A 19,992-nucleotide genomic window follows, 5' to 3' on the forward strand; every position below is an offset into this window, starting at 1 on the left:
GCGAATCAATTGCATTGGCTATAACGAGACGAACGCGCTTTGGCTATCGAGTAAAAATAATTCTCATTTAGTTCAGGATCACCAGCGCCGGGAATTCCTGCAGGCGCGCCGAGGTGATGTGAGCGAGGGAACGCACCACGTCCAGTGGCTGGTCGAGGCGGTAATTGCCAGTCACGGCGACATCAGCCAACTGCTCGTTGGTGTTGATGATCCAGCCCGGATAGTAGCGGCGCAGTTCGGCCAGCACCTGATTCAGCGGACAGTTCTCGAACACCAGTCGGCCTTGCACCCAGGCCAGATCGGTCGATGCATCAAGTTTGGCCGGGCGGTCGAATCCGTTGGGGCCGATGCGAATACTTTCACCGGCAGACAAACGCACCCGGGCATCGTTATGCGTAGCGCGCAAATCGACATCGCCGCGTTGCACGTTGACCTGCGCTACGCCGTCCAGGTAACGCACGGCGAAGGCGGTGTCATGCACGCTGGCCTTGACCGGGCCTGCGTCGATTTCCAGCGGTTGCTTGCGGCTGCCGGCAACCTCGAAAAACGCCTCGCCCTGGAACAACCGCGCGACGCGCTGTTGATCGTTGATGGTGCTGGAGAATGCCGAATTGGTGTTGAGCAGGACTTTCGAGCCGTCCTCCAGTTGCAGACGCTGACGCTCGCCGACCACGGTCAGGTGATCGGCCTGGATGCGCAGGGGCACATTGCTGAAACTGAACAGACCGAGCAGCAATACCGCAGCGGTGGCCAGTGGTTTCCAGTGTGGACGCAGACGGCTGAGGACGCTGACTTTCGCAGGCGCCGCCGCCAGGGTTTGCGCGCACTGAGCGATCTGCGGGCCATCCCAGATCGCCTGGGCTTTGGCGAACGCCTCGGCATTCAACGGATCGGCCGCCAGCCAGGCATGAAATTGCCGGGTCTGTTCCTCGTCCGGGCTGCCGAGCACGATGAGCCAGTCCAGTGCCTGGTCCATTGCGTTTGCAGCGTCCCGCGCCGATTCCGGCGAAGGCGAGCGGTGGGTGTCCGTCACGGTGTTTCCTCGGCAGTGTCTGCGCACGGCTGTTTTTTTAGTGAAGCGTAAAAGTCGGGCAAGGGTAACAAAGCACAAAGCTCAGTGCAGTCGAACCTGGCGCTTACGGAAAGAGCCTACAGCCTCAGTCGCCATTCAAGCGTTCGGCGACACCGATGCAAATGGTCATGATCAGTTTCAATTCTTTTTGCACGGTGCTGAGCGACACCTTCAGTTCGTCGGCGATTTCCTGATAGCTGTGCCCGTGCAGACGGCTGAGGATGAAAATCTGCTGCTGACGGGGGCTCAATTGACTGAGACTCACGTTCAAGCGTTCGAGCAATTGTTCGGCGTGGGCGGCGTCTTCGGCGCTGCTGGCAGGGGCGGCGATGCTGTGCACGACGTCCTGCGGCACGTCATCGACCATGGTGCGCGAATGGATCTTGCGCGCACGCAAATGATCCAGCGCCAGATTGCGCGCGGTCTGGAAGACAAAGGGTTCGAGGTGGTCGATGGCCCGCTCGCTCAGCGCCCGCGTCACGCGCAGGTAGGTTTCCTGCAACAGGTCTTCAGCGGTGCTGTGATTGTTGACCATCCGTTCCAGCGTGCGCAGCAACGAAGTGCGCTGGGTGAGGAAGACATGGTTGAAGCGCGATTGACTCACGGGAGGACCTGATCCATTTGAGGCGAATGATAATGCTTATCATCCAGTCAAATGGTCAAGCCTTGATTTCAGATTGAAATCGCCAACCTGCGGGAGCGGGCTTGCTTGCGAGGCGTCGTGTCAGGTGACTCATCGATCGATTGAACCACCGCTTTCGCGAGCAAGCCCGCTCCCACATGGGGAGTGCGGCTTACTCCGCGTTGCACAACGCCAGGCAGTTATCCAGCATGCGGTTGGAGAAGCCCCACTCGTTGTCATACCAGGCCAGCACCTTCAGCAGTTTGCCGCTGGATTTGGTGTGGTTGGCGTCGAAGATCGACGACAGCGGGTTGTGGTTGAAGTCGCTGGAAACCAGCGGCAAGGTGTTGTAGCCGAGAATTTTCGAATGCTGGCTGGCAGCCTTGAGCAGCGCGTTGACTTCCTCGGCGCTGGCTTCTTTCTTCAACTGCACGGTCAGGTCCACCAGCGACACATTGATCACCGGTACACGCACGGCCATGCCGGTCAGTTTGCCGGCCAGTTCCGGCAGCACCAGGCCCACCGCTTCAGCGGCGCCGGTTTTGCTCGGGATCATGTTCTGCGTGGCCGAGCGCGCGCGGTACGGGTCGGTGTGGTAGACGTCGGTCAGGTTCTGATCGTTGGTGTAGGCATGAATGGTAGTCATCAGGCCGCTTTCGATCCCCAGCTCGCGGTGCAACACCTGCGCCACAGGCGCCAGGCAGTTGGTGGTGCACGAAGCGTTGGAGATGATCTGGTGCGACTGGCGCAGAATGTCGTGGTTCACACCATAGACCACGGTGGCGTCGGCGCCTTTGGCCGGGGCCGAGATGATGACTTTGCGCGCGCCGGCAGTAATATGCGCGGCGGCTTTGGCACGGTCGGTAAAGAGCCCGGTGCATTCGAACACCACGTCAATTTTTTCCGCCGCCCATGGCAGTTCGGCCGGGTTGCGAATGGCACTGACGGCAATGCGGTCGCCGTTGACGGTCAGGCTTTCGTTGTCATGCGCCACTTCGGCGTCGAACGTGCCATGAACGGTGTCGTATTTGAGCAGATGCGCGTTGATCGAGCTGTCGCCCAGATCGTTGATGGCGACGATCTGCAAATCCTGTCGGTAGCCTTGGGTATACAGTGCGCGCAGGACATTACGGCCGATGCGGCCAAAACCATTGATTGCGATTCGAAGAGTCATGAAACAGCGCCGCCGTCGTTTTGTTGTTTGAATTACAAGATTATTCGCATAAAAATAGAAAACAAGCCTTTTTAGTGGCAATATTTTGTTTTATCTACAACGAGTGACCTGAATCAACTGGTCCGAATGATCAAAAACACCGTCTGTCATTCCAACAACAACGGTGTTTGATCAGCATAGACAATCAGGTCGCCACATCCGTTAGCCTGGAGTTCTACACATGCATCCCCGCGTCCTTGAGGTCACCGAACGGCTTATCGCCCGCAGCCGCGCCACGCGTCAGGCTTACCTTGCACTGATTCACGGCGCCGCGACTGACGGGCCGATGCGCGGCAAGCTGCAATGCGCCAACTTCGCCCACGGCGTGGCCGGGTGCGGCAGCGAAGACAAGCACAGCCTGCGGATGATGAACTCGGCGAATATCGCCATTGTTTCTTCATATAACGACATGCTCTCGGCGCATCAGCCGTACGAAGTATTTCCGGAACAAATCAAAAATGCCCTGCGCGAAATCGGCTCGGTCGGCCAGTTTGCCGGCGGTACTCCGGCGATGTGCGACGGCGTGACCCAAGGCGAGCCGGGCATGGAGTTGAGCCTGCCGAGCCGCGAAGTGATCGCCATGTCCACGGCGGTGGCGTTGTCGCACAACATGTTCGACGGCGCGCTGATGCTCGGCATCTGCGACAAGATCGTGCCGGGCCTGATGATGGGCTCGCTGCGTTTCGGTCATCTGCCGACAATCTTTGTGCCGGGCGGGCCGATGGTCTCGGGCATATCCAACAAGGAAAAAGCCGACGTCCGGCAGAAGTACGCCGAAGGCAAGGCGACCCGCGAAGAGCTGCTGGAATCGGAAATGAAGTCCTACCACAGCCCGGGCACCTGCACCTTCTACGGCACGGCCAACACCAATCAGTTGCTGATGGAAGTCATGGGCCTGCACCTGCCAGGCGCCTCCTTCGTCAACCCGAACACACCGCTGCGCGACGCCCTGACCCGCGAAGCCGCGCATCAGGTCACGCGCCTGACCAAACAGAACGGCAACTTCATGCCGATCGGCGAAATCGTCGACGAAAAGTCGCTGGTCAACTCGATCGTCGCCCTGCACGCCACCGGCGGTTCGACCAACCACACCCTGCACATGCCGGCCATCGCCATGGCGGCAGGCATTCAATTGACCTGGCAAGACATGGCCGACCTCTCCGAAGTCGTGCCAACCCTCAGCCACGTCTATCCGAACGGCAAAGCCGACATCAACCACTTCCAGGCGGCGGGCGGCATGTCGTTCCTGATCCGTGAACTGCTCGAAGCCGGGCTGCTGCACGAAGACGTCAATACCGTGCTCGGCCATGGCTTGAGCCAGTACACCAAAGAGCCGTTCCTTGATAACGGCGAACTGGTCTGGCGCGAAGGCCCGATCGAAAGCCTCGACGAAAATATTCTGCGTCCAGTGGCCCGTGCCTTCTCCTCGGAGGGTGGTCTGCGGGTGATGGAAGGCAACCTCGGACGCGGCGTGATGAAGGTGTCCGCCGTGGCGCTGGAAAACCAGATCGTCGAAGCACCGGCCATGGTGTTCCAGGATCAGCAGGACCTGGCCGACGCGTTCAAGGCCGGTTTGCTGGAGAAGGATTTTGTCGCGGTGATGCGCTTCCAGGGGCCGCGTTCCAACGGCATGCCGGAACTGCACAAGATGACGCCGTTCCTTGGCGTGCTGCAGGATCGTGGCTTCAAAGTCGCGCTGGTGACTGACGGGCGCATGTCCGGCGCCTCGGGGAAAATCCCGGCGGCGATTCACGTCAGTCCTGAAGCTTATGTCGGTGGGGCTTTGGCGCGGGTGCAAGAGGGCGATATCATCCGCGTCGATGGCGTCAAAGGTACTTTGGAACTCAAAGTGGACGCCGAAGAATTTGCCGCGCGCGAACCCGCCAAAGGCCTGTTGGGCAACAACATCGGCAGCGGTCGCGAACTGTTCGGCTTCATGCGTATGGCCTTCAGCTCGGCGGAGCAGGGCGCCAGCGCCTTCACTTCTGCCCTGGAGACGCTTAATTGAAACTGGCTTTGGTCGGTGACATCGGAGGCACCAACGCGCGGTTTGCGTTGTGGAAAAACCAGCAACTGGCATCGGTTCAGGTGCTGGCCACAGCCGACCACGCCAGCCCGGAAGAGGCAATCAGCCTGTACCTGAGCGGCCTCGGTCTGGCGCCGGGTTCGATCGGTTCGGTGTGCCTGTCGGTGGCCGGCCCTGTCAGTGGCGATGAATTCAAGTTCACCAATAATCACTGGCGCCTTAGCCGCACGGCGTTCTGCAAGACCTTGCAGGTCGAGCAACTGCTGCTGATCAACGACTTCTCGGCGATGGCGTTGGGCATGACCCGATTGCAGCCCGGCGAATTCCGCGTGGTGTGCGAAGGCACGCCGGAGCCGTTGCGTCCGGCCGTGGTGATCGGCCCAGGCACAGGCCTTGGCGTCGGCACCTTGCTCGATCTCGGTGACGGTCGTTTTGCCGCGTTGCCGGGCGAGGGCGGTCACGTTGATCTGCCGTTGAGCAGCCTGCGTGAAACCCAGCTGTGGCAGCACATCCATAACGAGATCGGCCACGTCAGCGCGGAAACCGCATTGAGCGGCGGCGGCTTGCCTCGGGTTTACCGGGCGATCTGCGCGGTGGATGGGCATGAGCCAACACTCGATACGCCGGAAGCGATCACCGCTGCAGGATTGGCGGGTGACCCGATTGCCCTGCAAGTGCTGGAGCAATTCTGCTGCTGGCTCGGGCGTGTGGCCGGCAACAACGTGCTGACCACGGGCGCGCGCGCCGGGGTATTCATCGTTGGCGGCGTGATTCCACGCTTTGCCGATTTCTTTGTCCAAAGCGGTTTCGCCCACAGCTTTGCCGACAAGGGTTGCATGAGCGATTACTTCAAGGGCATTCCGGTGTGGCTGGTGACAGCGCCGTATTCCGGCCTTGTCGGTGCCGGTGTGGCCCTCGATCAATCGATTCGGGCCTGAAACACGGCCAGAAATGTGGGCGCGGGCTTGCTCCCACAATGGTTCTGTGGTGTTTGTACGTTCGATGCTTGAGGCATAATCCGCCCCAATTCCAACAACAAGGATGCCTTCGAAGTGAGCTCAGTCAACAAGTCGATTTTGTTGGTCGATGACGACCAGGAGATACGCGAGTTGCTGGACACCTACCTGACCCGCGCCGGGTTTCAGGTCCGGGCCACAGCCGATGGCGCCAGTTTTCGTCAGGCGCTCAACGAGGCACCGAGCGATCTGGTGATCCTCGATGTCATGCTGCCCGATGAAGACGGTTTCAGCCTGTGCCGCTGGGTGCGTCAGCATCCGCGTCAGGCGCAGGTGCCGATCATCATGCTCACCGCCAGTTCCGACGAAGCCGATCGAGTGATCGGTCTGGAACTGGGCGCCGACGATTACCTTGGTAAACCGTTCAGCCCTCGTGAGCTGCAAGCACGGATCAAAGCCTTGCTGCGTCGGGCGCAATTCGGTCAGGAGCGCAGCGGCAGTGAAGTGCTGGCCTTCGATGAATGGCGGCTGGACATGGTCAGCCATCGGCTGTTCCACACCGACGGTGAGGAAGTGATTCTTTCCGGCGCCGATTTCGCCTTGCTCAAACTGTTCCTCGATCACCCGCAGGAAATCCTCGACCGCGACACCATCGGCAACGCCACCCGTGGCCGTGATCTGATGCCCCTCGATCGTATCGTCGACATGGCGGTCAGCCGTTTGCGCCAGCGCCTGCGCGATACGGAAAAACCGCCGCGACTGATCCGCACGGTGCGCGGCAGCGGCTACCAATTGGCAGCCAATGTGGTTGCCGGCAATGGTCACTGAGTCCCTGCGCAAGCTCGCAGCCAGAGCGCCGGTGCCGCGTTCGCTGTTGGGGCGGATGTTGTTGCTGACGCTTCTGGCGATGCTGTTCGCCCAGACGTTGTCGAGTGTGATCTGGGTATCGCAACTGCGTGCCACGCAACTGGAAGGCTTGGTCACCAGCGCCCGCAGCCTGGCGCATTCGATGACGGCCAGCGTCAGTTATTTCCGTTCGCTGCCGGTGGCGTATCGGCCGCTGGTGCTCGACCAGTTGCGCAGCATGGGCGGCACCCGTTTTGTCGTGACGCTCAACGACAAACCGCTGGGCATGGACGTGTTGCCGGTCACGCCGCGTAAAGCCGCCGTGATGAAAGCCGTGGATGAAGTGCTGCGTCAATCGCTGGGACAGGACACCGACATTTCCGTGAGTTTCGTCAGCCCCGAGGATCTGCGGATTTTCAACGCGGGGCTCAAACTCGATGAGTTGCCGCGCTCCTGGGCGCATTACGCGCTGACGCTGGAACCGGTCAATCCGCCCGTGCTGGTCACCCAGATTCAAATGGCGCCGGGCGAATGGCTGTACATCGCCTCCTTGTTGCCCGAGCCCTACACCAGTCTTGAAGAGCAAGGCCTGCCGTCGCAGCAGGTGTGGTTCATTGTCCTCACCAGCGGTTTTCTGCTGTTGTTCATCGGTTTGCTGGTGCATTGGCAAAGCCGACCGCTCAAGCGCCTGGCGCGGGCCGCGCGGGAGATGTCGCTGGGCGCCGATGTCGAACCGGTGGCCGAGGGCGGCGGCAGTGAAGTGGTCGAGGTGGGCCGTGCGTTCAACGCCATGCGCGAGCGCATCAGCCGTTATCTGACCGAACGCAGCCAGTTGTTCAGCGCGATTTCCCATGACCTGCGCACACCGATCACCCGCCTGCGCTTGCGCGTCGAGTTGCTGGAAGACGAACAGTTGCAAGCCAAGTTCGGTCGCGATCTCGACGAGCTGGAGTTGCTGGTCAAAGGCGCATTGCAATGCGTGAAAGACACCGACATCCACGAGAACATCGAACCGGTGGATCTCAATCATGTGCTCGATTGTCTGGTGGAGCCGTATCTGGCACCGAACGGCAATGGCCGCGTGACCCAGAACGGACGAGCGCTGGCGGCGTATCCGGGAAAACCGTTGGCGCTCAAGCGTTGCATCGGCAACCTGATCGACAACGCGTTGAAGTACGGACAGAACGCGCATCTGCACATCGATGACGACGAGCATGCGTTTGTCCTGCACGTCGACGATGAAGGGCCGGGCGTGCCGCAGCAGCGCCTGGAGCAGGTGTTCGAGCCGCACTTTCGCTTGGCGGGGCAGCAGCAGGGTTACGGATTGGGCTTGGGGATTGCGCGCAACATCGCCCATAGCCATGGCGGTGAGGTGACGTTGCAGAATTTGCGTGAGGGTGGGTTGCGGGTGACGTTGCAATTGCCACGCAGTGCCGACTAGATAGACCGCGTTATTGTTCTTCGCGAGCAAGCCCGCACACAGGTGACTGTATTTCATCTGGAGAAACGCGGTCCCCTGTGGGAGCGGGCTTGCTCGCGAAGGCGTCGGCCCATTCAACATCAATATCCATGTCACAGGTTGGTGACAAAACCTGTCCCCTTCGTTACAAGCCCGCCCCGGCCCGTTGTTTAGACTGCCCGCCGTCATAACAACAAAAAAGGCCACCCATGGATATCTTTCACCCAGGCTTCAGCAGTTGGCTGAACGCCCCTGCCCATCAGCAATGGCTCGCTGCCGAAGGCCTGCGCCTGCTGGATTTTGCCAAGGCGGCAAAACTGCCCGAAGGTTTTGGCAATCTCGACGAGCGCGGCCAGTTGCCTGCGAACGCCCAGGCCGAAACCATGAACACCGCACGCATGACTCACAGTTTCGCCATGGCCCATATTCAGGGCCTGCCAGGGTTCGCCGAGCTGGTCGATCACGGCATCGCGGCCCTGCGCGGGCCGTTGCGCGACGCGCTGCACGGTGGCTGGTTCGCGGTCGCCGAACACCGCGATGGCAACACGGGCAAGAACGCTTATCTGCACGCCTTCGTCGCCCTGGCGGCGAGTTCTGCGGTGGTCGCGCAGCGCCCCGGCGCGCAAGCTTTACTCGATGACGCGATCGACATCATCGACACGTATTTCTGGAGCGAAGAAGAGGGCGCCATGCGCGAATGCTTCAATCGCGACTGGAGCGAAGAAGAAGCCTATCGCGGCGCCAACAGCAACATGCACGCCACCGAAGCTTTCCTCGCGCTGGCCGACGTCACGGAAGATCCGCGCTGGCTGGTGCGCGCCCAGCGCATCGTTGAACGCGTGATCCACGGCCATGCTGGCGCCAATGGCTACATGGTCATCGAGCACTTTGACCGCGACTGGCAACCGCTGCGCGAGTACAACCAAGACAATCGCGCCGACGGTTTTCGCCCTTACGGCACCACCCCAGGCCACGGTTTTGAGTGGGCGCGGCTGCTGCTGCATCTTGAGGCCGCGCGGGTGCAGGCCGGTATGCTCACACCCGGCTGGCTGGCGACCGACGCGCAGAAACTGTTCGAAAACAACTGCCGTCACGGTTGGGATGTCGATGGTGCGCCGGGCATTGTTTACACCCTCGACTGGGACAACAAAGCCGTGGTCCGCCATCGCCTGCACTGGACGCATGCCGAAGCCAGCGCCGCGGCCAGTGCCTTGCTCAAACGCACGGGCGAGGCGCAGTACGAAACCTGGTATCGGCTGTTTTGGGATTTTTGTGAAAGCCATTTCATTGACCGCTGCAACGGCAGTTGGCACCACGAACTCGACTCACATAACCGCCCAAGTGCCGATATCTGGCCGGGCAAACCCGATCTGTATCACGCCTGGCAAGCCGTACTGATCCCTCGTCTACCCTTGTCGCCGAGTATGGCGAGTGCGCTGGCGCAGTTGTCCCAGAGCGCTGCTATGTAATCAGTCATGTAACCATGTCGTGACATTCGCGCGTCCCTTCGTTACCTGCGAAGCGAAACGTCCTGTTTAAACTCCTGTGCAGCGCAAGCACCAGACTTGCAACGCATAACAACAAGAAAGGTACATCTCAGATGAATGCGATTTCTCGCCTCGCTACTGTCATTTCTGTCGCCTCCCTGTTCCCGCTCGCAATTCTGCCCCTCAGTGTGTCCGCTGCCGAATCCAAAGGTTCGGTGGAAGTCGTGCATTGGTGGACGTCCGGTGGTGAAAAAGCCGCTGTTGATGTACTCAAGGCCCAAGTCGAAAAAGACGGTTTCACCTGGAAAGACGGCGCTGTCGCCGGTGGTGGCGGTGCGACTGCCATGACCGTACTGAAAAGCCGTGCTGTCGCTGGCAACCCTCCAGGCGTTGCCCAGATCAAAGGCCCGGACATCCAGGAATGGGCGTCGACCGGTCTGCTCGACACTGACGTGCTCAAGGACGTCGCCAAAGAAGAGAAGTGGGACAGCCTGCTCGACAAGAAAGTCTCCGATACCGTGAAGTACGACGGTGATTACGTGGCCGTTCCGGTGAACATTCACCGCGTCAACTGGCTGTGGATCAACCCGCAAGTCTTCAAGAAAGCCGGTATCACCAAGAACCCGACCACCCTCGAAGAATTCTACGCCGCCGGTGACAAGCTCAAGGCAGCCGGTTTCATTGCGCTGGCCCACGGCGGTCAGCCTTGGCAGGACAGCACCGTGTTCGAAGCCGTTGTGCTCTCGGTCATGGGTGTTGATGGTTACAAAAAAGCCCTGGTCGATCTGGACAACGCTGCGCTGACCGGCCCGGAAATGGTCAAGGCCCTGACTGAACTGAAGAAAGTCGCGACCTACATGGACGTCGACGGCAAAGGTCAGGACTGGAACCTGGAAGCGGCCAAGGTCATCAACGGCAAGGCCGGCATGCAGATCATGGGTGACTGGGCCAAGTCCGAGTGGACCGCCGCCAAGAAAGTCGCTGGCAAGGATTACGAGTGCGTAGCCTTCCCGGGCACCGACAAGGCGTTCACCTACAACATCGACTCCCTGGCGGTGTTCAAGCAGAAAGACGCCGGCACTGCCGCGGGTCAGAAGGACATTGCCAAAGTCGTGCTGGGTGAGAACTTCCAGAAGGTCTTCAGCATCAACAAAGGCTCGATCCCGGTGCGTAACGACATGTTGAACAACATGGAGAAGCTCGGTTTCGACTCCTGCGCACAAACTGCAGCCAAAGACTTCCTGGCAGACGCCAAGTCCGGCGGCTTGCAGCCGAGCATGGCGCACAACATGGCGACCACGCTGGCGGTGCAGGGGGCGTTCTTTGATGTCGTGACCAACTTCATCAACGACCCGAAAGCCGATCCGGCCGATACCGCCAAGAAACTCGGCGCAGCGATCAAGTCGGCCAAATAAGCGTCGTTAGCACAGGCCCCTCCTGTGGGAGCGGGCTTGCTCGCGAAGGCGTCGTGTCAGTTGCTCCATCCGTCGACTGACACACCGCCTTCGCGAGCAAGCCCGCTCTCACAAGGGATCTCACTGTAGTTTTTATTCCCTGTACTGGATTTCCCCATGAGTTCTGTTGCTGTGTTCAGCAAGGCCTCGCCGTTCGATGCATTGCAACGCTGGCTACCCAAACTGGTGCTGGCGCCGAGCATGTTCATCGTGCTGGTGGGCTTCTATGGCTACATCCTGTGGACGTTCGTGCTGTCGTTCACCACTTCGACGTTCCTGCCCAACTACAAGTGGGCCGGTCTGGCGCAATACGCGCGGTTGTTCGAGAACGACCGTTGGTGGGTCGCAAGCAAGAACCTCGCGGTGTTCGGTGGCATGTTCATCGGCATCACACTGGTGATCGGCGTGTTGCTGGCGGTGTTCCTCGACCAGCGTATTCGCCGCGAAGGTTTCATTCGCACCATTTACCTGTACCCGATGGCGCTCTCGATGATCGTCACCGGTACCGCGTGGAAATGGCTGCTCAACCCGGGCATGGGTCTGGACAAATTGTTGCGTGACTGGGGCTGGGAAGGCTTCCGTCTCGACTGGCTGATCGACCCGCATCGCGTGGTGTATTGCCTGGTGATCGCGGCGGTCTGGCAGGCCTCGGGCTTTATCATGGCGATGTTCCTCGCCGGCCTGCGTGGCGTTGATCAGTCGATCATTCGTGCTGCACAGATCGACGGCGCGAGCATGCCGACCATCTACTGGAAAGTGGTACTGCCAAGCCTGCGTCCGGTGTTCTTCAGTGCGGTGATGATTCTGGCGCACATCGCGATCAAGAGCTTCGACCTGGTTGCAGCGATGACGGCCGGTGGCCCGGGTTACTCCTCCGACCTGCCAGCGATGTTCATGTATTCCTTCACCTTCAGTCGCGGCCAGATGGGCATGGGCTCGGCCAGTGCGATTCTGATGCTCGGTGCGATTCTGGCGATCATCGTGCCTTACCTGTACTCCGAGCTGAGGACCAAGCGTCATGACTAGTCTCGCTGCCAAACCTGCGATCAGCCTGAGCCGCATCGCGATCTACGCGGTGCTGATCCTCGCCGTGTTCCTTTACCTGATTCCGCTGGTGGTCATGCTGTTGACCAGTTTCAAGACCCCGGAAGACATCAGCACCGGCAACCTGCTGAGCTGGCCGACCGTGGTCAGCGGTATTGGCTGGGTCAAGGCCTGGGCCACGGTTGATGGTTACTTCTGGAACTCGATCAAGATCACGGTTCCGGCCGTGATCATCTCTACTGCCATCGGTGCGTTGAACGGTTATGTCCTGTCGATGTGGCGCTTTCGCGGTTCGCAGTTGTTCTTCGGTCTGCTGCTGTTCGGCTGCTTCCTGCCGTTCCAGACCGTGCTGCTGCCGGCCTCGTTCACCCTCGGCAAGATGGGCCTGGCGAGCACCACCACCGGGCTGGTGTTCATCCACGTCGTTTACGGGCTGGCGTTCACCACGCTGTTCTTCCGTAACTACTACGTGAGCATTCCCGACGCGCTGGTCAAAGCTGCACGCCTTGATGGCGCAGGCTTCTTCACCATTTTTCGGCGGATCATTCTGCCGATGTCGACGCCGATCATCATGGTTTGCCTGATCTGGCAGTTCACGCAGATCTGGAACGACTTCCTGTTCGGTGTGGTGTTCTCCAGCGGTGATTCGCAACCGATCACGGTGGCGCTCAACAACCTGGTCAACACCAGCACCGGGGCCAAGGAATACAACGTGGACATGGCAGCGGCGATGATCGCCGGCCTGCCGACCCTGCTGGTCTATGTGGTCGCAGGCAAGTATTTCGTGCGCGGGCTGACGGCCGGCGCAGTCAAGGGGTAATCATGGCTACGCTCGAACTTCGTAACGTAAACAAGACCTATGGTGCCGGCCTGCCGGACACCTTGAAGAACATCGAACTGTCGATCAAGGACGGTGAGTTCCTGATCCTGGTCGGCCCGTCGGGCTGCGGCAAGTCGACCCTGATGAACTGCATCGCCGGCCTGGAAACCATCACCGGCGGCGCGATCATGATTGGCGACCAGGACGTCAGCGGCATGAGCCCAAAGGATCGCGACATTGCCATGGTGTTCCAGTCCTACGCGTTGTACCCGACCATGAGCGTGCGCGAGAACATCGAGTTCGGTCTGAAGATCCGCAAGATGGCGCAGTCGGCGATCGATGAAGAAGTCGCTCGCGTGGCCAAGCTGTTGCAGATCGAACACTTGCTCAACCGCAAGCCCGGTCAGCTTTCCGGTGGTCAGCAACAGCGTGTGGCGATGGGCCGTGCACTGGCGCGTCGGCCGAAGATCTATCTGTTCGACGAACCGCTGTCTAACCTCGACGCCAAGCTGCGCGTCGAGATGCGCACCGAAATGAAACTGATGCATCAGCGCCTGAAAACCACCACGGTTTACGTGACCCACGATCAGATCGAAGCGATGACGCTGGGCGACAAAGTGGCGGTGATGAAGGACGGCATCATCCAGCAGTTCGGTACGCCAAAAGAGATCTACAACGACCCGGCCAACCTGTTCGTGGCGAGCTTCATCGGTTCGCCGCCGATGAACTTCATCCCGCTGCGTTTGCAGCGCAAGGACGGTCGTCTGCTGGCACTGCTCGACAGTGGCCAGGCGCGTTGCGAGTTGCCGATGGGCATGCAGGACGCCGGTCTTGAAGATCGCGAAGTGATCCTCGGCCTGCGCCCGGAGCAGATTGTTCTGGCCAGCGACGAGGGCAATGGCCTGCCGAGCATTCGCGCCGAAGTGCAGGTGACCGAGCCGACCGGCCCGGACACGCTGGTATTCGTCAACCTCAACGACACCAAGGTCTGCTGCCGTCTGGCACCGGACGTGGCGCCGCAGGTGGGCGAGAACCTGACGCTGCAATTCGATCCGTCGAAAGTGTTGCTGTTCGATGCCAAGACTGGCGAGCGGTTGGGTGTTGCCGGTCAGGCGCAGTCCGAAGCGCGGTCTGCCAACGTGGCCCAGTTCAAAGGCCGCTGAAGAACAAAATGTGGGAGCACGCGGTGGATTGCCTGTAATCCATCGCACTTTATGTAAACCGCGTTAGATAAAAACAGTTAATAACAATAAAGACGAGGATGTAGGGATGAAAAAGAAACACGTCAATGCCCGGTTGATCTGCCAAGTGTCAGCAGCGGCAGCCTTGGTGCTGGCCGGCAATGCCATGGCCGCCGATGCGTTCAGCTCCGATTCCAAATGGATGACGGGCGACTGGGGGGGTGAGCGGACCAAGCTGATCGAGCAGGGTATCGACATCAAGGCCGATTACGTTGGGGAAGTCGGTGGCAACCTGCACGGTGGCTACAACGACGACAAGACCGGCCGCTACAGCGACCAGTTCGGTTTGGGCGTGGCACTGGATCTGCAAAAACTGTGGGGCTGGGACAACACTCAGGCCAAGATTCAACTGACCAACCGTAACGGTCAAAACATCTCCAACGACCGCGTGGGCGACCCGCGTGCCGGCACCTTGAGCTCGTCTCAAGAAGTTTACGGCCGTGGCCACATGGTGCGTCTGACCCAGCTGTGGATTCAGCACCAGTTCTTCGACAACAAGCTCGACGTCAAGGCCGGTTACTTCGGTGAAGGCGAAGACTTCAACACCTTCCCGTGCGAGTTCCAGAACCTGGCGTTCTGCGGCTCCCAGGTGGGTAACTGGGCGACCAACATCTGGTACAACTGGCCCGTCAGCCAGGCCGCGATCCGCGTGAAGTACAACATCAACGACGAGCTCTACGCGCAGATCGGTGCGTACAACCAGAACCCGTCGCAACTGGAACACGGCAACGGCTTCAAGCTCAGCGGCAGCGGCACCAAAGGTACTGTTCTGCCGGTCGAACTGGTCTGGTCGCCGAAGGTCAACAGCCTGCCGGGCGAATACCGCGTCGGTTACTACAAGAGCACCGCTGATGCCAGCGATGTCCGCGAAGACATCAACGGCAACGACGCTGCAACCACCGGTAACGCCTACCGCACCCACAGCAGCAAGCACGGCTACTGGTTCGTGGCGCAACAGCAACTCACCAGCCACAACGGTGACGCGACCCGCGGTCTGAATATCGCCGCCAACGCCACGTTCCACGACAAGGACACCAACTTCATCGACAACTATCAGTCGGTGATGTTTGTCTACAAAGGCCCGTTCGACGCGCGTCCAAAAGATGACATCGGTATCGGCGCTGCGCGTATTCACGTCAACGATGACGTGAAGAAAAACGCCGAACTGCTCAATGCATCCAACGGTGTTTCGGATTACGACAACCCGGTGTTCTCGCCGATTCGTGAAACCGAATACAACTACGAGATCAACTACGGCTTCCACGTCACTAACTGGCTGACCGTACGTCCTAACCTGCAATACATCACTCATCCAGGTGGAGTGGACGCAGTGGACAACGCTTTGGTCGCCGGTCTGAAAATTCAGTCGGTGTTCTAACGCGTCTGCGATAAGCTCCTCTCTATGTGCGCATATTTGCGGACAGCCAAGGCTGTCCGCTTTTTTTTGGGGGCAAGCGCACCCCTATGAAAGACGAGTTCAGGATCGTGGCCAATGCATGAGCATCCGCTGCAACGCTTTTTCAGATCCTTGCGCGAACAGCCGGTGTTCGCCTGGGAGCGCTATCAGATGCGCGACGTGTTGGTGATCGATCATCCGCTGTGTCAGGCGGTGTTCAGTCGTCAGGGCGCGCAGTTGCTGCATTTTCAGCCACGCGGGCAAAAGCCGTGGTTGTGGTGTGCGGCGAAATGGCCACATGTCGGTGCCATTCGCGGTGGGGTGCCGGTGTGCTGGCCGTGGTACGGCCGCCATCCGAGCGAAAACGCGTGGCCGTCCCATGGCTGGGCGCGGCTGCTCGACTGGAAATTGCTCGACAGCAGCAGCGCCGAGGATGGCGTGCGCCTGCACTGGCAATTGCAACTGTGCGATTGGCAGGTCGATCTGCACGCGCACTTGGGCGAGCGCATGGAGTTGCGTCTGAGTACCGAGCATCAGGACGACATGCCGTGTCAGTTGAGCCAGGCGTTGCACGCTTACTGGCGTATTGGTGATGTCGGTGAGATAGCGCTGTCCGGCCTCGAAGGCGCGCAGGGTTATGACCAGTTGAACCGTCAGGTTTGCCAGCAGGAAGGCGAGTTGCGGGTCGAGGGTGGCTGCCAGCGGGTGTTCCAGCACGACGGCGAGTTACAGCTCAAGGATCACGCCTGGCAGCGCGAGTTGTGCATTGACACCGGTGACACGGCGGACACGGTGGTCTGGCATCCAGGCTCACGGCCGCTGTTGGGCGTGAGTTGGGATGAGATCTCGGAATTTGTTTGTGTTGAAGCGGCGACGGGCGGGACGGACAGCCTGCATCTGGCGCCGGGGGTTAAGGCGCATTTGAGTTTGCAGGCGTGGGCTGCGGCCTGAATTTGTGGTGAGTCGCCTGACGGTTTCGCGAGCAAACCCGCTCCCACATTGGACCTTCAATGAACACAGGATTTGTGTTCAAAACAGATCCCCTGTGGGAGCGGGCTTGCTCGCGAAGAGGCCGGATCAATCAGCCGAGATTTTGGATCAGTTGAACTCGTCACCCACCGGATACCGGCTCGCATTCAAGCTCTCTTTGATCTTGCGCAGATGCGGCTGGAAATCGACCCCGCGACGCAAGGTCATACCGGTCGCCAGCACATCCAGCACGGTCAACTGAATGATCCGCGAGGTCATCGGCATGTAGATGTCGGTGTCTTCCGGCAGCGGAATGTTCAGGCTCAGCGTACTGGCCTTGGCCAGCGGCGAGTTCTCGGCGGTCAGACCCAGCACCGAGGCGCCGTTCTCCCGGGCAATGCGCGCCACTTCCACCAGTTCACGGGTGCGGCCGGTGTAGGAAATGATCACGAACAGTTCGCCGGTGTGAGCCACCGAAGCGATCATCCGCTGCATCAGCACATCGGCATGCGCCGTCACCGCCAGGTTGAACCGAAAGAACTTGTGCTGCGCATCCAGCGCCACTGGCGCTGACGCACCGAGGCCGAAGAAGTGGATTTGCCGCGCCTGAATCAACAGGTCGACGGCGCGGCTGATCAGGTTCGGGTCCAGCGCCTGGCAAGCGCTGTCCAGTGACGCAATGGCACTGCCGAAAATCTTCTGCGTATAGGCTTCGGGATTGTCATCGGCTTCCACCGCACGGCTGACATAGGCCGCGCCGCTGGCCAGGCTCTGGGCCAGTTGCAGCTTGAGTTCGGGGTAGCCGCTGACGCCGAACGAACGGCAGAAACGGTTGACCGTCGGCTCGCTCACCGACGCGGCCTGGGCGAGGGCGGCGATGCTGAAGCGGGTGGCCTGCTGCGGGTTGAGCAGGATCACCTCGGCGACTTTGCGTTCGGCCTTGTTCAGGTCTTCAAGGCGACTCTGGATCTGTTCCAGTAAGTTTCGCACGCGGTCCATATGGAATTCCTAATTCACCTGCGCAAAGGTGCGCCGGGCTATGCAAATTGGGCCTTTGATATGGCCCGTAACGGTGGCCTATCCTACTGATGGCTCCGACCGACCACCACTCGGAATCTGTATTCTGTGAAAATGTTGTGGTTATTACTACATTTTCCCTTGAGTGATGCCTTGAAAAAAGGTATTTGTAGCTTAACTTGATAAAAGAACAAACATCATGCCTTCGATTACGGTTGAACCGTGCACCTTTGCCTTGTTCGGCGCTCTTGGCGATCTGGCCCTGCGCAAGCTGTTTCCTGCCCTTTATCACCTCGATGGCGCCGACCTGTTGCACGAGGACACGCGCATTATCGCGCTGGCCCGTGAAGCCGGCTCCGAGCAGCAGCACATGGCGTTCATCGCCGATGAACTGCGCCGCTACGTCGGCAAGGAGTTGGACGAGGCCGTCGCCGAGCGCTTTCTGGCGCGCCTGACCTACCTGCACGTCGACTTTCTCAAGGCTGAAGATTATGTAGCGCTGGCCGAACTGGCGGGCAGTTCGCAGCGCATGATTGCCTATTTCGCCACGCCGGCGGCGGTGTACGGCGCTATCTGCGAGAACCTGGCGAACGTCGGTCTGGCGCAAAACACCCGCGTGGTACTGGAAAAGCCGATTGGCTCCGATCTCGAATCCTCGCGCAAAGTGAACGATGCCGTGGCGCAGTTCTTCCCGGAGAACCGCACTTATCGTATCGACCACTACCTGGGCAAAGAGACCGTTCAAAACCTGATCGCCTTGCGTTTTGCCAACAGCCTGTTCGAAACCCAGTGGAACCAGAACTACATTTCCCATGTGGAAATCACGGTGGCCGAGAAGGTCGGCATCGAAGGCCGTTGGGGTTACTTCGACAAGGCCGGTCAGCTGCGCGACATGATCCAGAATCACCTGTTGCAACTGCTCTGCCTGATCGCCATGGATCCACCGGCCGATCTGTCCGCCGACAGCATCCGTGACGAAAAAGTAAAAGTGCTCAAGGCGCTCGCGCCGATCAGCCCGGAAGGCCTGACCACTCAAGTGGTGCGCGGCCAGTACATCGCCGGTCACAGTGAAGGCAAGTCCGTACCGGGCTACCTCGAAGAGCCGAATTCCAATACCCAGAGCGACACCGAAACCTTCGTCGCCCTGCGTGCCGACATCCGCAACTGGCGCTGGGCCGGCGTGCCGTTCTACCTGCGAACCGGCAAGCGCATGCCGCAAAAGCTGTCGCAGATCGTCATCCACTTCAAGGAACCCTCGCACTACATCTTCGCCCCCGAGCAGCGCTTGCAGATCAGCAACAAACTGATCATCCGCCTGCAACCGGACGAAGGCATTTCCTTGCGCGTGATGACCAAAGAGCAGGGCCTGGACAAAGGCATGCAACTGCGCAGCGGCCCGCTGCAACTGAATTTCTCCGACACCTGGCGTAGCGCGCGGATCCCCGATGCCTACGAGCGGCTGTTGCTGGAAGTGATGAACGGCAATCAGAACCTGTTTGTCCGTAAAGATGAAATCGAAGCCGCGTGGAAGTGGTGTGACCAGTTGATCGCCGGATGGAAAAAATCCGGTGACGCGCCCAAGCCGTACGCGGCCGGGTCGTGGGGGCCGATGAGTTCCATTGCATTGATCACGCGGGACGGGAGGTCGTGGTATGGCGATATCTGATGTGAAACTGCCCGAGGGCGTGAACGCCCATGAATTCAAGAGCCCGGCGACGCTGGCCGAAGGCTTGGCGCTTAACGTTGCCAAGCAACTGACCGATGCTATTGCTGCACGCGGCAACGCTGTGCTGGTGGTGTCCGGCGGTCGTAGCCCGGTGGCGTTTTTCCAGCACCTGGCCAAGCAGGCACTGGACTGGTCGAAGGTCGTCGTGACCCTCGCCGACGAACGCTGGGTGCCGGTCGAACACGTCGACAGCAATGCCGGTCTGCTCAAGCAGTACCTGCTCAAAGGCCCCGCCGCCAAGGCGCAATTTCTGAGCCTTTACAGCGCTGCGGCGAATGTCGAACAAGCCGCCGAGCAGGCTGACCGTCTGCTCGCCGAGTTGCCGCCGATTGACGTGTTGGTGCTGGGCATGGGCGACGACGGTCATACCGCCTCGCTGTTTCCCGATAGCCCGAACCTCACTGAGGCGTTGCAGGTCGACGGCACCCGCCGTTGCTGGCCGATGCTGGCGCCCACCGTGCCGCATCAGCGCCTGAGCATGAGCCGGGCGCTGCTGGCGTCGGCGAAGCACAAGATTCTGTCGATTTCCGGTCAATCGAAACTGACCACCCTGAATGCCGCGCTGGCATCCGACGATGTCGCTGCCATGCCGGTTCGCGCGTTTCTGCAACCCACGTTAGAGATTTACTGGTGCCCATGAGCCA

At 59.9% G+C, this 19,992-nt stretch carries 17 protein-coding genes; 13 read left to right on the forward strand and 4 right to left on the reverse strand.

Translation table 11 applies throughout. The features are described from left to right. Positions 1 to 67: 67 nt before the first annotated feature. The 3 genes from AACY11_RS17195 to gap all read right to left on the reverse strand — a co-directional run bounded on the left by AACY11_RS17195 (position 68) and on the right by gap (position 2,868). Positions 68 to 1,033, reverse strand: a complete 966-nt coding sequence (locus AACY11_RS17195; protein ID WP_339430954.1) for a FecR family protein — start codon at positions 1,031 to 1,033, stop codon at positions 68 to 70. Positions 1,034 to 1,157: 124 nt separating this feature from the next. Continuing rightward, positions 1,158 to 1,676, reverse strand: coding sequence for an RNA polymerase sigma factor (locus tag AACY11_RS17200; RefSeq protein WP_339430953.1), 519 nt, complete (start codon positions 1,674 to 1,676; stop codon positions 1,158 to 1,160). A 190-nt stretch (positions 1,677 to 1,866) separates the two neighbouring features. Next, complete coding sequence (gap, locus tag AACY11_RS17205; RefSeq protein WP_339430952.1) at positions 1,867 to 2,868, reverse strand: type I glyceraldehyde-3-phosphate dehydrogenase; 1,002 nt, start codon at positions 2,866 to 2,868, stop codon at positions 1,867 to 1,869. A gap of 220 nt (positions 2,869 to 3,088) precedes the next feature. On the opposite strand from gap, the gene edd reads away from it, so the two are divergent. The 11 genes from edd to AACY11_RS17260 all read left to right on the forward strand — a co-directional run bounded on the left by edd (position 3,089) and on the right by AACY11_RS17260 (position 16,587). After that, positions 3,089 to 4,915: a phosphogluconate dehydratase gene (edd, locus tag AACY11_RS17210; protein WP_339430951.1), complete on the forward strand. Its 1,827-nt coding sequence runs from the start codon at positions 3,089 to 3,091 to the stop codon at positions 4,913 to 4,915. Beyond that, positions 4,912 to 5,871, forward strand: coding sequence for a glucokinase (locus AACY11_RS17215; protein ID WP_339495397.1), 960 nt, complete (start codon positions 4,912 to 4,914; stop codon positions 5,869 to 5,871). Before edd ends, AACY11_RS17215 begins: the two co-directional genes overlap by 4 nt. A gap of 114 nt (positions 5,872 to 5,985) precedes the next feature. Then, positions 5,986 to 6,717, forward strand: coding sequence for a response regulator (locus tag AACY11_RS17220; RefSeq protein ID WP_221730715.1), 732 nt, complete (start codon positions 5,986 to 5,988; stop codon positions 6,715 to 6,717). Beyond that, positions 6,707 to 8,176 (forward strand): ATP-binding protein, encoded by a 1,470-nt coding sequence (locus AACY11_RS17225; protein WP_221730716.1) that lies wholly within the window; start codon positions 6,707 to 6,709, stop codon positions 8,174 to 8,176. Before AACY11_RS17220 ends, AACY11_RS17225 begins: the two co-directional genes overlap by 11 nt. A gap of 227 nt (positions 8,177 to 8,403) precedes the next feature. Next, positions 8,404 to 9,663, forward strand: coding sequence for a D-mannose isomerase (locus tag AACY11_RS17230; RefSeq protein ID WP_339495398.1), 1,260 nt, complete (start codon positions 8,404 to 8,406; stop codon positions 9,661 to 9,663). 131 nt (positions 9,664 to 9,794) lie between these two features. After that, positions 9,795 to 11,096 carry an ABC transporter substrate-binding protein gene (locus tag AACY11_RS17235; RefSeq protein ID WP_339430948.1) on the forward strand — a complete coding sequence of 434 codons (1,302 nt, stop codon included), beginning with the start codon at positions 9,795 to 9,797 and terminating at the stop codon, positions 11,094 to 11,096. 156 nt (positions 11,097 to 11,252) lie between these two features. After that, positions 11,253 to 12,161 (forward strand): carbohydrate ABC transporter permease, encoded by a 909-nt coding sequence (locus tag AACY11_RS17240; protein WP_339430947.1) that lies wholly within the window; start codon positions 11,253 to 11,255, stop codon positions 12,159 to 12,161. Further along, positions 12,154 to 12,999 carry a carbohydrate ABC transporter permease gene (locus AACY11_RS17245; protein ID WP_221730720.1) on the forward strand — a complete coding sequence of 282 codons (846 nt, stop codon included), beginning with the start codon at positions 12,154 to 12,156 and terminating at the stop codon, positions 12,997 to 12,999. Before AACY11_RS17240 ends, AACY11_RS17245 begins: the two co-directional genes overlap by 8 nt. Before the next feature lie 2 nt (positions 13,000 to 13,001). Next, the gene (locus tag AACY11_RS17250) at positions 13,002 to 14,162 is read left to right on the forward strand and encodes an ABC transporter ATP-binding protein (RefSeq protein ID WP_339430946.1); all 1,161 of its coding nucleotides are present in this window, start codon (positions 13,002 to 13,004) and stop codon (positions 14,160 to 14,162) included. 106 nt (positions 14,163 to 14,268) lie between these two features. Continuing rightward, positions 14,269 to 15,618 (forward strand): carbohydrate porin, encoded by a 1,350-nt coding sequence (locus tag AACY11_RS17255; protein WP_221730722.1) that lies wholly within the window; start codon positions 14,269 to 14,271, stop codon positions 15,616 to 15,618. Between the two features lie 114 nt (positions 15,619 to 15,732). After that, positions 15,733 to 16,587 carry a D-hexose-6-phosphate mutarotase gene (locus tag AACY11_RS17260; RefSeq protein ID WP_339430945.1) on the forward strand — a complete coding sequence of 285 codons (855 nt, stop codon included), beginning with the start codon at positions 15,733 to 15,735 and terminating at the stop codon, positions 16,585 to 16,587. 147 nt (positions 16,588 to 16,734) lie between these two features. On the opposite strand, the gene AACY11_RS17265 is transcribed toward AACY11_RS17260, so the two are convergent. Next, positions 16,735 to 17,595 (reverse strand): MurR/RpiR family transcriptional regulator, encoded by an 861-nt coding sequence (locus AACY11_RS17265; RefSeq protein ID WP_171057240.1) that lies wholly within the window; start codon positions 17,593 to 17,595, stop codon positions 16,735 to 16,737. Between the two features lie 226 nt (positions 17,596 to 17,821). Between AACY11_RS17265 and zwf the strand changes: the two genes are divergently transcribed. Further along, a complete protein-coding gene (zwf, locus tag AACY11_RS17270; protein ID WP_339430944.1) occupies positions 17,822 to 19,288 on the forward strand; it encodes a glucose-6-phosphate dehydrogenase in 1,467 nt (488 codons plus the stop codon). After that, on the forward strand, positions 19,275 to 19,988 hold the full coding sequence (pgl, locus tag AACY11_RS17275) for a 6-phosphogluconolactonase (RefSeq protein ID WP_339495399.1): 714 nt from the start codon (positions 19,275 to 19,277) through the stop codon (positions 19,986 to 19,988). Before zwf ends, pgl begins: the two co-directional genes overlap by 14 nt. Positions 19,989 to 19,992 lie beyond the last annotated feature (4 nt).

Origin of the sequence: Pseudomonas sp. RA_105y_Pfl2_P56, assembly GCF_963970845.1 — a bacterium.
GTDB lineage: Bacteria > Pseudomonadota > Gammaproteobacteria > Pseudomonadales > Pseudomonadaceae > Aquipseudomonas > Aquipseudomonas baetica_A.